Annotated in this window: 13 protein-coding genes; all 13 read right to left on the bottom strand. The window is 29.5% G+C overall.

The window, feature by feature from the left end:
• A partial coding sequence (gene rsmI, locus MR593_RS12410; protein WP_290693473.1) for a 16S rRNA (cytidine(1402)-2'-O)-methyltransferase occupies positions 1-533 on the bottom strand: 533 nt, incomplete at its 3' end.
• Position 534: 1 nt separating this feature from the next.
• Complete coding sequence (locus tag MR593_RS12405) at positions 535-1,284, bottom strand: tRNA1(Val) (adenine(37)-N6)-methyltransferase (protein WP_290693470.1); 750 nt, start codon at positions 1,282-1,284, stop codon at positions 535-537.
• Between the two features lie 14 nt (positions 1,285-1,298).
• Complete coding sequence (locus tag MR593_RS12400) at positions 1,299-2,195, bottom strand: PSP1 domain-containing protein (RefSeq protein WP_290693467.1); 897 nt, start codon at positions 2,193-2,195, stop codon at positions 1,299-1,301.
• The gene (locus tag MR593_RS12395; protein ID WP_290693464.1) at positions 2,192-3,127 is read right to left on the bottom strand and encodes a DNA polymerase III subunit; all 936 of its coding nucleotides are present in this window, start codon (positions 3,125-3,127) and stop codon (positions 2,192-2,194) included. Before MR593_RS12395 ends, MR593_RS12400 begins: the two co-directional genes overlap by 4 nt.
• Before the next feature lie 33 nt (positions 3,128-3,160).
• Positions 3,161-3,841 carry a dTMP kinase gene (locus MR593_RS12390; protein ID WP_290693461.1) on the bottom strand — a complete coding sequence of 227 codons (681 nt, stop codon included), beginning with the start codon at positions 3,839-3,841 and terminating at the stop codon, positions 3,161-3,163.
• A gap of 136 nt (positions 3,842-3,977) precedes the next feature.
• Complete coding sequence (locus MR593_RS12385) at positions 3,978-4,604, bottom strand: YesL family protein (protein WP_290693458.1); 627 nt, start codon at positions 4,602-4,604, stop codon at positions 3,978-3,980.
• Between the two features lie 74 nt (positions 4,605-4,678).
• Positions 4,679-5,791, bottom strand: coding sequence for an ABC transporter ATP-binding protein (locus MR593_RS12380; protein ID WP_290693455.1), 1,113 nt, complete (start codon positions 5,789-5,791; stop codon positions 4,679-4,681).
• Between the two features lie 33 nt (positions 5,792-5,824).
• Positions 5,825-6,859: a LacI family DNA-binding transcriptional regulator gene (locus tag MR593_RS12375; protein ID WP_290693452.1), complete on the bottom strand. Its 1,035-nt coding sequence runs from the start codon at positions 6,857-6,859 to the stop codon at positions 5,825-5,827.
• Between the two features lie 57 nt (positions 6,860-6,916).
• Complete coding sequence (gene malQ, locus MR593_RS12370) at positions 6,917-8,398, bottom strand: 4-alpha-glucanotransferase (protein WP_290693449.1); 1,482 nt, start codon at positions 8,396-8,398, stop codon at positions 6,917-6,919.
• Between the two features lie 20 nt (positions 8,399-8,418).
• Positions 8,419-9,297, bottom strand: coding sequence for a carbohydrate ABC transporter permease (locus MR593_RS12365; RefSeq protein WP_290693446.1), 879 nt, complete (start codon positions 9,295-9,297; stop codon positions 8,419-8,421).
• Positions 9,297-10,142, bottom strand: coding sequence for a carbohydrate ABC transporter permease (locus MR593_RS12360; RefSeq protein ID WP_290693443.1), 846 nt, complete (start codon positions 10,140-10,142; stop codon positions 9,297-9,299). Before MR593_RS12360 ends, MR593_RS12365 begins: the two co-directional genes overlap by 1 nt.
• A 186-nt stretch (positions 10,143-10,328) precedes the next feature.
• The gene (locus MR593_RS12355) at positions 10,329-11,693 is read right to left on the bottom strand and encodes an ABC transporter substrate-binding protein (RefSeq protein ID WP_290693440.1); all 1,365 of its coding nucleotides are present in this window, start codon (positions 11,691-11,693) and stop codon (positions 10,329-10,331) included.
• Between the two features lie 275 nt (positions 11,694-11,968).
• The coding region (gene glgP, locus MR593_RS12350) for a glycogen/starch/alpha-glucan family phosphorylase (protein WP_290693437.1) at positions 11,969-13,331 on the bottom strand (1,363 nt) is incomplete at its 5' end.

Here is a 13,331-nt window from a genome sequence, read left to right as displayed (position 1 = left end):
CCTAGAATCTTTAGCATATCCTTTAGTGTGTCCTTTAATCTATGTGGTGATTCGTAAAAAATCATAGTTCTTTCTTCTTCTTTTAATTCTTCTAGTCTTTTTCTGCGGATTTTTTTATCTCTATCTAAAAATCCTTCAAATACAAATTTATGTGTATCTAAACCTGAACCAACTAAAGCAACTGCAAAAGCTGTCGCTCCAGGCAATACGTCTATTTCTATATTATGTTCTATAGCTTGCTTTATTAAATCCTCACCAGGGTCTGATATTCCAGGCATACCTGCATCGCTTATTAGGGCTATATTTTCTCCCTCTAGTAATTTATTTATTAAATAATCCCCTTTAGTATCCTTATTATGTTCAAAATAACTTGTTAAAGGCTTTGATATTTCAAAGTGATTTAGAAGCTTTATACTGTGTCTAGTGTCCTCTGCCGCTATTAAATCAACTTCATTTAACACCCTCAAAGTTCTATAAGTTATATCCTCCAAGTTACCTATAGGTGTTGGACATATATATAATTTTCCACTCATATTATTCTCCTATATCTTCATTGGCATATATTTTTCTTATTTCTTCTGTGTAATTTCCATCATCTCCGTATACATATAGAGGATCTAAAATTTTAAGCTCTGGTCTTCCGTCCTTGCTGAACTCAACTAACATTAAGTTAGGAGCTTTTCCTACTCTAGGATGTACGAATTGAATGACCTTTGGTTCTAATCTATATTTTCTTCCCAATTCTATAATATCTACTAATCTAGTAGGTCTGTGTATCATAAAAAACTTACCTCTAGGCATAACAAGTCTTGATGCAGCTCTTATTACATCCTCTAGGTTGCACATTATTTCGTGTCTTGATATAGCCTTTTTGTCATTTGGGTTTTTGATTCCATCAATATGCATATACGGTGGATTTGATGTAGCTACATGGTATCCATGTACCTCTAATTCTTTATCTATAGTTTTTATATCTGCATTTATTATTTCAACTCTGTCCTCTAGGTCGTTTAATTTTACAGATCTCGTTGCCATTTCATATACTTCTTCTTGTATTTCTACACCTATAATTTTGCTAGCTTGACTTTTTCCTGCTATCAAAATAGGTATTATTCCTGTTCCTGTCCCTAAATCAACTACCTTTGCGTTCTTTTTTACCTTTGCAAAGTTAGCTAATAAAACTGCATCTATTCCAAAGCAAAATCCTGTTTTATCTTGTATTAATTTCAAGCCCTTTAGCTGTAAATCATCTATTCTCTCTGTTTCCTTTAAAGCTACCTCCATAAATTCTCCTTTTATTAATCCTCTAATTTTTTTAGTTCCTTCATTGTTTCTGAATCTATATCGTCGTTCTTGCACTTACCGTTACAGCATCCATTTTCGCATTTTTTAGGTACATGAAGAACCTTTACTTCTTCCTTCAAGCAAGTTTTTATTGTTTTGTCGTTAAATTCAATCCTAACTTGTTCTAATAGTGGGTTTATTTCTATTACCTTACCTTTTTGGTTGTCTACTTTAACTATACTTCCTACGACAGGCATTTTATCTATTGCTTCTACATATACATCGTGTTCGTATTTTAAGCAGCAGAATAGACGGCCACATATTCCTGATATTTTTGTAGGATTTAGAGATAGACTTTGGTCTTTTGCCATCTTGATTGATACTGGTTGGAAATCTCCGAGCCAAGAAGAGCAGCATAGCGGTCTTCCGCAAGTTCCAAGCCCTCCTATTGATTTAGCTTCATCTCTTACACCGATTTGTCTAAGTTCTATTCTTGTTTTAAATATTGCAGCTAAATCCTTCACTAATTCTCTAAAGTCTATTCTTCCTTCTGCTGTAAAATAGAATATAAGTTTATTTCTATCAAATGTATATTCACAATCAATTAAGAACATAGTCAAATCATGTTCTTTTATCTTTTGTTGGCAAATTTCGAATGTTTCCTTTGCTCTTTCCTTATTTTCTCTGTAAATTGCTTTATCTTCATCTGTAGCAATTCTTATTATAGGCTTTAAAGGTGAAATTAATTTTTCCTCTTCAATTTCCTTAGGTCCAACTACCACCTTTCCATATTCAAGCCCTCTAGCTGTTTCTACAACAACATCGGTATTTTTTTCTATTTCAAAATCTACTGGATCAAAATAATATATTTTACCAGCGTTTTTAAATCTAACACCAACTATTTTTATCATTTAATCACCTCATATATATTCAAAGTCATAACTTGTATGCTAATATTGAAATTACAATTACTTCTAAGCTTATTTTTTGTCTCTTCTATTATATCAATAATCTTAGAAAGTTGAGAATAAGTAATTTTCTTACTCATATTTTTTATAAATACTAATTTATCTAAATTTATAATCATGCTATTATCGATATTTTCTTTTACCATTATTATGTCTCTGAAATAATTAATCATTAAATCTAAGACGTTTATTATTTGATCTTTATATTTTTCGATACTACTTTGAACCTCCATTATATCTATTAAATTGCCATTTAAGAAGGTTTCAATATACTTTTGGATTTCCTCTCTCATAATATAAAAATCCTCTGATTCAGAAAGCTCTATCGCCTTTTGCATGCTCCCTCTTGAGAAGTTAGCAAGCAACGATGCTCTCTTCTCATCTACACCAGTTTTAACTAAATAATCTGCTATATCCTTGATTGGAATTGGCGTAAATTTTATAATCTCACATCTCGATTTTATCGTATCTAGCAATGACTCCTTATTATTAGTTATAAGGATTATTATAGCATACTTTGGTGGTTCTTCTAACGTTTTAAGCAATGCATTTTGCGCCTCTACTGTCATTTTTTGTGCTTCATCAAATACATATATTTTATATGATTTATATGGCTTTACTAATATATCTGTTTGCATTTTTCTTATTTGAGCTATTTTTATGCTATTTCCATCTGGCTTTATCTCTATATAATCTGGGCTATTAAATAAATTCTCCATTTCCAGTAAAATTCTCGATAATTCTCTCGCTAAAGTATTTTTACCCACACCACTTGGTCCCTCAAACATATATGCATGACTTATCATGTTGGATTTTAAGCTATTTGACAAGTATTTTTTCGCAAATTGTTGGCCTTTTATATTTTCAAAATACATACTATTCCTCCATTTTTTAGAGAATCGATAAATCTATCTATTTAAAATTTTAGCTTCTACTATACTATATATTTCCTCATGTATATCATCAATTGTTCTCATATTATCATCTTTTATACAATTTATTCTCTGCCAGTCATATTTTTTTGCTATATAAAGCGAATTTTCATATGATTTTTTTAAATAATCAAAATCACTTTCATGTATATCCTTTTCGCTTTCTCCTGTTATTTTGTTATTTCTGTCCTTCATAAGCTTTTGGCTCATTTCAACTGGAACATCTAAGAATATCACACAGTCTGGCTTAGGTATTTTATATAGGTTAAATTCTAAATCATTTAGCCATTCTAAATATTTATCTCTTTCTTCTACTTCCATCTTTGATGCTTGGTGAATCATATTTGAAGTAGTATATCTATCACATATTATTATTCCACCGTTGTTGTAGAATTCTTCCCATTCTGTTTTAAATGATGCATATCTGTCTACCGCAAAAAATGTTGAGCAAACATATGGGTCTACATCTTCAGCGTGCTTTCCGAAATCACCTCTTAAATACATCTTAACTAATGCTGAAGATTCTGAATCGTAATTTGGAAATTCTACTTTTTTTATGTTGTAGTTGTTTTGCTCTAATCTATCGTATAGCTTTTTTGTCTGTGTAGCCTTACCGCTTCCATCAGAGCCTTCTATAATTATTAACTTTCCTTTCATATATAATTCCTCCATCTATATACTATCTATTAAGATTTTCAATTCTTATTTTTACTAGTCTTATTATAATATAGTATAGACATTATTCAAATAAAGTTATCCAATCCTTTAAAGAAAAAAGAACCTTTTAAGGTCCTTAATTTATATACTTATTCAATATTTTATTCAAAAATATAGAGTTTAAATATGCCACCATACCATAAGAAATAGCTGTATTAAAAAATATTATCTGTCCCCAATAATTAGGAAATAAAAGCAAACTACCTATTGGAAGCAAACTTATAATCAACATCACTATTGTATATGGCAAATTTTGAACTGAAATCAAAATAGCATTTACCAAAGTATTTTTTACACTATTCTCAAATTTAGATATAAGTGGGAATACGTAAATTATTACAAAACCAAGTACTATACTCACTAAAGTAAGTACAAATTTAAGAACAGTACATATCATATTATTTGACAGCAAACTACATATATAGAAATCAACTGATATAAATACTCCTACCAAAAATAATATAATCCAAACTATCGTACTCTGTTTAAAATTTTCTTTGAATTTCTTAAAAAACTCCCTAAATATATAAGGCTCTCTATCATCAAATATGCTCATAGCCACAGAATATGTAGCTGTCATCGACGCACCTATTGTGACAATAGGTATACAACAAATTATAAATAAAAAATTTAAAATAACTATATTAGCTATACCTTCTAAAGCCTGAAAAAACTTATTATCATAATCAAAAATTTTACCCATAAAAACCTTCCACTTTCATAAAATATTAATAAAACTGCTATATTTATAATTATAGCAGTTTTATTTTATTATTATTAGTTTGTTATTACTAAACCTGTTTCTTTATCAAAAATATGAACTTTGTCCATATCCATTACAAATTTAGCTGTTTCTCCTGGCTTAGCTATAATGTCTGCATCAACTCTAGCAGTCATTGGGAATCCTTCTAAATCAAAGTATAGATAAGTTTCTGCTCCAAGTGGTTCACAAACATTTACTTTTGCGCTTATTTCAGAACCAGCTTTGTTGCATTTTGATGATTTAGGATCATATAGATTTTCTGGTCTTATTCCCATACTAACAACCTTACCAACATATCCGCCATCTATTAATGCTTTAGCTCTTTCTTGTGATACTTCAAATTCGTATTCTCCTAATTTTAAAGTAACTTTTTCACCAGTTTGACAAACTTTAACATCCATAAAGTTCATTTGTGGAGATCCTATGAATCCAGCAACAAATAGATTTTGTGGATAATTATATAAATTTTGTGGAGTATCTACTTGTTGAATAACTCCATCCTTCATAACTACAACCTTAGTTCCAAGAGTCATGGCTTCTGTTTGGTCATGAGTTACATATATCATTGTTGCTCCAAGTCTTTCATGTAGCTTAGCTATTTCTGTACGCATTTGAACTCTTAATTTAGCATCTAGGTTTGATAAAGGTTCGTCCATTAAGAATACCTTTGGTTCACGAACTATTGCTCTACCCATAGCTACACGTTGTCTTTGACCTCCTGATAAAGCTTTTGGTTTACGATCTAATAAATTTTCAAGGTCTAATATTTTTGCTGCTGCTCTTACCTTTTTATCTATTTCTTCCTTTGGAACTTTCTTTAATTTTAATCCAAATGCCATATTATCATATACACTTAAATGTGGATAAAGTGCATAACTTTGGAATACCATAGCTATATCTCTATCTTTAGCTTCTACGTTATTAACAACCTTACCGTCTATTTTTAAAGTTCCTTTACTTATATCTTCAAGACCTGCTATCATTCTAAGTGTTGTAGATTTACCACAACCTGATGGTCCTACGAATATAACAAAATCTTTGTCTTCTATTTCTAAGTTAAAATCCTTTACTGCTTCAAATCCATTTGGATATATTTTATATATATTTTCTAATGATAGGCTTGCCATGTTACAAATCCCCCTCAATCATCTAATTAATCATTATTTATTTAATTTAGCAATTGACTGTCTTATCATTAATTCACCTTCAAATAATTTATGTTGATTAGCCGATTTATTTTCAATTAAATCAAATAATATGTTCAGTGTCTCTACTGCCATATCTTCAACAGGCTGGCGTATAGTTGTTATAGAAGGATTATAATAATACGTTATATCTAATCCATCAAATCCCATAACAGAATAATCTTCTGGAATTCTCTTTCCTGATTCTAATATAGCCTTAATAGCACCAATAGCTATGCTATCAGAAATAGCATAAACAGCACTAAACTTTTCATTTGATTCAAGAAGCTCTTTCATAAGCTCATATCCATTTTTCATAGTAAATGCATTTTCATTTTTTAAAGTATATCTTATTAAACTCTCATTTATAGGGATATTTCTCTCAGTTAATGATTTTTTATACCCTTCAACTCTAAGTCCACTTATACTTTTATCCCATGGATGCGCTGCTAAAATCGCTATATCCTTATGTCCGTAATCACATAAGCAATCAACTGCTTTTTTACTCTCATTTATATCATCTACTGATACAGATGAATATAAATCCCTATTTACATCTTCTATCATAGATATTGTACTTAACACAAACGGAACAGTTATTTGTTTCAAAAGTTCCTCATTATGTGAAAAACATCCTCCTAAAAATACAATACCTTTTGGTTTTCTTTCTTTTATTAATTGTAATGCAACTTGAACTTCATCTTGATTAGAATCTACTCTTTGTAATATAAAAGTATATTTTCTATTTTGTATTTCCTCTTCAAATACCTTTATCATATTTTGAAAAAATGGGTTGTCTATACCTTTTATTAATACTGCAATAGTTTTTGTCTGTACTAATTTTAGGTTTCTAGCACTGTTATTTGGAACAAAATTATTTTCTTTTATTACTTCCATTATCATGCGCTTTGTTTCCTCGCTGATATCAGGATGATTATTAATCGCTCTCGAAACAGTACTAACACCGACACCACATTTTTTTGCTATGTCTTTAATTGTGATTGGCTTCATATTTGATATTTCCTTTCATATTCAATTTTCTCTAATCAATCATATAAAGTATTCAATCTATATTCTTCCGTATAACTTTGTTAACCTTCTTAATTTTTTAATCAGTTCCTCAGAAAAACAACCTTCTGTCATTCTCCACTTCCAATTGTCACCTAATGTAGATGGTGTATTTATTCTAGCTGATTTTCCTAATCCCAATATATCTTGTACTGGTATAATACAAGTGTCAGCGACACTTCTCATTCCTAAACAAATCATATCCCAATTTATAAATTTATTATCAATTGATCTATCATTTATATAATCAATACACATTTTTTTGTCATGTTCATCTATTTCATCGAACCATCCAACAACAGTATTATTGTCATGTGTTCCTGTGTAAACAACACAATTTCTATCATAATTATGAGGTAGATAATCACTTTCTTCTCTTGAATCAAAGGCAAATTGTAATATTTTCATTCCTGGATATCCAGTATCCTTTAATAACTTTTTAACTGTATCAGTTAAAAATCCTAAATCCTCAGCGATTATCTCTACATCTCCTAATTCAGCATTTAAAAATTTAAATAACTCTATACCAGGTCCTTTTTTCCAAGTTCCTCCAACAGCTGTCTTGTCTCCATATGGTATAGAAAAATATTCATCAAATCCTCTAAAATGATCAATTCTGACAATATCGTACAACTCAAAAGAATATTTTATTCTACTAATCCACCACTTATAATCTGTGCTTTTATGATATTGCCAATCATATAGTGGATTACCCCATAATTGACCATCCTCAGAAAATGAATCTGGTGGGCATCCTGCAACTGCAATTGGATTTTTTTGTTCATCTAGTTGGAATAATTTTTGATTTGACCAAGTATCAGCACTGTCTAACGCTACATATATTGGTATATCTCCAATTATTGAAATTCCTTTTTCATTTGCATATGCTTTTAATTTTCCCCATTGCATCGAAAATAAGTACTGAATATATTTATAAAATATTACATCTTCTTTTAACATTTCTTTATATTTGCATAAAGTTTCTTCATCTCTTGATTTTAACTTTTCGTCCCATTCTAACCATGATTTTCCACCAAGAGAATCCTTTATAGACATATATAAAGCATAATCATCTAGCCACCATTTATTTTTTTCACAGTAATCTAGAAATTTTTGGCTATTATTTATATTACTTCTATTGTAAGCTTTTTTCAATATTTTAAATCTTGATAAATATATTTTTTCGTAATCTATATACTCAATATTATTTCCCCAATCGCAACTTTCACATTCCTCTTCTGTCAATAATCCTTCTTCTATTAACTGTTCTAAATCTATAAAATAAGGATTACCCGCAAAAGTTGAAAATGATTGATATGGAGAGTCACCATAGCCTGTTGGGCCTAAGGGTAATATTTGCCATATTTTTTGTCCTGCTTCTTCTAATATATCTACGAAATCGTAAGCTTCTTTTGAAAAGCTCCCAATTCCATATTTTGATGGTAAACTAGCTATTGGTAATAAAATTCCGTTTCTTCTCATGATGACCTCCTGTAATAATTTTATCCTTTAACAGCTCCTGCAACTACACCTTCTATAATATGTTTTTGACATAATAAGTAGAATATTATAATAGGGATAATAGCTAAAACTAACATAGCCATCATTGCACCCATATCTCTGTTACCATTTGATCCTACTAACATTTGTATTACAACTGGAATAGTTTTATATTTTGTAGATAATCCTATTACTAAGTATGGTAATAGGTAGTCATTCCATACCCACATTGCATTTAATATAGCAACTGTTATTGCTGTAGGTTTTAATATTGGTAAAACTATATGGAAATATGTTTGTAGTGGGTTACAACCATCTATCATAGCTGCTTCTTCAATTTCTAGTGGTATTGATTTTATAAAACCAGCAAACATAAATATAGATAAACCAGATCCAAAGCCTAGATACAATGCTATCATACCAATAGGGTTTGCGAGATGTAATGTATCAGCTAACTTAACCATAGGGAACATTACCATTTGGAATGGTACTATCATTGAGAATACAAATAAATAATATAAAACACTTGTAACTTTACTCTTCACTCTAGTTATATAGTAAGCAGTCATAGAAGTAAAGAATATAATTACTGCGACTGAACCTATTGTTATAAAAAATGACCATCCTATGGCACTTAAAAATCCTGTTCTTTCTAATCCATTAATATAATTGCTTATTCCTACAAAAGTTTGTGCAGTTGGTAAAGCAAAAGGATTATCACTTATAAAGAATTTTCCTTTAAATGAATTTACTACTATAAATGCAATAGGTGCTAAAAATACTACAACTAATGCACAAAGAATTAAGAAGATAACTATATTACCTACGTTTTTCTTTGGTTTTATTATGTTTTCATTTTTTGGTGATACTGTAGCTTCCATTATTGCTCTACCTCCTTATTTCTAGTGTAATATAATTGAGCAAGTGCTATACAAGCTACTATTATAAAGAACATTACAGCCTTAGCTTGACCTACTCCTTCAAATCCAGTTCTACCGTAGAATGAATTTACTATATTTAATGCTAACATTTCAGTTTTATGCATTGGTGCACCATTTGTTAAAGCTAAGTTTTGATCGTATAATTTAAAACTGTTTGATAATGTTAAGAAAAGACATATTGTTATTGATGGCATTACCATTGGAATTGTTACATGTCTTAAAGTTTGCCACTTTGTAGCACCGTCAATCTTAGATGCTTCTATTAATTCTGTAGGTACGTTTTGAAGACCTGCAATGTATATTATCATCATATAACCTACCATTTGCCAATTCATAAGTAATATCAAGCCTATAAATCCATATTTAGGATTTGCAACTAATGTAGTTGCGTATGTAGCCAAAACAGCATTTATCATTGTTTGCCAAGTATAACCTAAAACTATACCACCTATTAAGTTAGGCATGAAAAATACTGTACGGAAGAAATTTGTTCCTTTTATTTTCTTAGTTAAAAAATAAGCTAATATAAATGCGATTACATTAACTGTTACTATTGAAATAACTGTAAATAATGTAGTAAAACCAAAAGCTTGTATAAAGTTTTGACCTGCCATAAATGCCTTCTTATAATTTTCAAATCCTACAAAAGTCGCATTTGTTACAGTTGTAAAATCACAGAATGATAAATAAAGACCTGTTATAAAAGGAATCACGAATGCAATTGCAAAAGCTACAACTGTTGGTATTAAAAATACTGGCCAATATTTTTTCAATGTCTTTTGCATATTACCACCTCCTATTATTGTATAAATGTAGAAAGCCATAAATAATGTATTTACCTACTTACTCAATTTGGAACTTAATCCTAAATTTATTAACGGTATTCATACTGTTATTTATGGCTCTCTTCTTTTGCCAAATTGATTAAACTTTTTTAGTCATCTCTATTTTTTATTTATTTTTATATTTTATTATTTTGTTAATGCTTTTTCACTTGCCCATTCGTCTATAACTAGTTGTTTAACTTGATTCCAATCTTGGTTACCGTTGCAGTATTCAAGTAAAGCTGCACCGAAGTCATCTTTAAATTGTTGACTTGGGAAAGTAGTGAAGTTCCAGTCTACATTGTATAAATCTTTATTAGACATATATTTTAAAACTTCTTGTGCTAATGGATCTTGTGGAGATTCATCATCACTAAATGTATCAAATGGAGCTATAAATCCTAATTGATTAGTAACATAATCTTTACCTTCATCAGAAGTAAATAACCATTCTATAAAGTCTTGAGTAGCTTTTTGATCAGCTTCTGATGCTTTATTATTTATACAGAAGTAGTTTTCTGTTCCTATACATAAACCTTGTTTTTCTTCACCTTTAACACCAGTGTATATTGGCATGAATTTTACATCTTCTTCTTTAACTGTATTTCCGTCAACATCTGCTATTTGACCCCATCCCCAGTTACCATTTTGAACCATTGCACATTTACCTAAAGCAAATTCAGACATTGAATCTGTAACTGTTTTACTTCCTAATAATTTAGGTTCAACTGTTGAGTTATTTATATATAAGTCAAATATATTTTTAAAGTTATCAGCATATGTGAATTCTATTTCATCTAAATCTTTTACATCTTTATCTTTGTATTCATAGTATATAGGAAGGTTAGCTAAGTGAGTTTGCCATCTCCAATCTTCCCCTGGAGTTAATGATGTAGAAGCGAATACACCATCTATTCCTAAATCATCTTTTTTAGCTTGCATATCTTCTGCAACTTCTTTTAATTTATCAAAATTATTTATTTCGTCCATAGATTTAGCTTTTGCTCCATCTAATGCAAAATATTTATCCATTATTGCTTGGTTGTATATAATTCCATAACCTTCTTCAACATAAGGTATTCCATATACTCCATCACCATCTGTGATTGCTAAGTCTGGATTTAATAAATGTTTATTAAGTTCAGTATCTTTTAAATCTGCACAATATTCTTTCCAAGATTGATATCCTACAGGACCATTTATTTGGAATAATGTAGGAGCATCGTCCTTAGCTATTTCTGATTTTAAAGTTTGTTCGTAAGTACCACTTGCAGCAGTAACTACTTTTACTTCTACACCAGTTTCTTCAGTGTATTTTTTTGCGATTTCTTTCCATTGTTCTTCTTGTTCAGGTTTAAAACTTAAATAATAAACAGAACCCTTTTCATCTGACCCAGCTGAGCTTGCTGAACTTGCTGAACTTCCACTTGTTTTAGAAGAACTACAACCTGTAAGTATTCCTAATGTTAAAACAGCGGCTAAAGCTATTGATATAAATTTTTTAGCTTTCATTTTATATCCCCCTTATTCTTTAATAAAATTTATTAGTAACGTTACCGAAAACGTTACCGATAACGTTTTCAATAAGTGATAACGTTTTTCTACTTTAATTAAAGATTAACATCTATTGACATAAAATACAATACATTTTTTGTTTTTTTTTTAATTTTTGTAAAATATTTTACAAGTACAAATTCCTTTTATTCATAAATATTTATACAAAAAAATAAATACAGACTAGAAAGTTTAAAAAGTCTACTAGCCTGTATTTATTCATTTATAAATTACTAAAGCTTCCAAATATCTTTGTTGTATTCTGATATAGTTCTATCTGAAGAAAAATATCCAGCTTTGCTTATATTTACCAACATTTTTTGTGACCATTTATGTCTATCTTCGTATTCTTTAAATGCTCTTTCCTTAGTTTCTACATAATCTTTAAAATCTAGTAATGCCATAAACCAGTCTTTTCTAATAATTTCTTTGAAAAGTCTTATAAGATTGTCTCTGTGTCCTATATTCATTAATTCTTCGCCTATTATAAAATCTACTGCTTTTTTGATTTCTGGATTTTTAGAATATATATCTAAAGAATCATAATCAGCATTTTCATAATGCTTAATTACATTTTCACTACTTTCTCCAAAAATAAATATATTTTCATCTCCAACAGCTTCATGGATTTCTACATTAGCTCCATCTTCTGTTCCTAAAGTAATAGCACCATTTAGCATAAACTTCATATTTCCTGTTCCACTGGCTTCTTTAGAAGCTAATGATATTTGTTCTGATATATCACAAGCTGGTATTAATTTTTCTGCCAATGTAACATTGTAGTTTTCTACCATAACAACCTTTAGGTATTTATTTACTTCTGGATCATTGTTTATAAGCTCTTCTAAGCATAATATAAGGTGAATTATATCCTTCGCTATAGTATAAGCTGGTGCTGCCTTAGCTCCAAATATTACTGTAATAGGAGTTGTTGGTATATTACCCTTTTTAATTTGCAGATATTTATATATTACGTATAAAGCATTCATTTGTTGTCTTTTGTATTCATGCAATCTCTTTACTTGAATATCGTAAATAGAGTTTTCGTTTATATCTATTCCTTGAGTATGTTTTAGATATTTCTTTAATTCAATTTTGTTTTCTTTTTTTATCTCTAATATTTTTTCTAATACTTTATCGTCATCTATAAATTTTGATAAATCTTCTAATTTAGTTGCATCCTTCTTAAATCCATCTCCTATTAGCTCTTCTATAAAGTTTGTCAAACTGTGATTGCAGTGCATTAACCATCTTCTAAAAGTTATACCATTTGTTTTATTGTTAAATTTCTCAGGATAAATCTTATAGAAATTGTTTAATTCATTATTTTTTAATATTTCAGTATGAAGTGATGCAACTCCATTTGTACTAAAGCTGTAATGAATATCTATATGTGCCATATGAACATTTTGGTATTCATCTATTATGTATAAAGATTTATCATCGTATTTTGCTCTGATTCTATTGTCTAATTCTTTTATTATATCTACAAGATTTGGAACTGCTTTTTCCAAATATCTCATAGGCCATTTTTCAAGCGCTTCTGCCAATATTGTATGGTTTGTATATGCACAAGTTTTTGATACTATTTCGATA

It is taken from the genome of Intestinibacter sp. (assembly GCF_022780145.1).
Taxonomy (GTDB): domain Bacteria; phylum Bacillota; class Clostridia; order Peptostreptococcales; family Peptostreptococcaceae; genus Intestinibacter.
The sequence above is the reverse complement of the archived record's forward strand: the minus strand, read 5'-3'. Positions and strand labels throughout refer to the sequence as shown.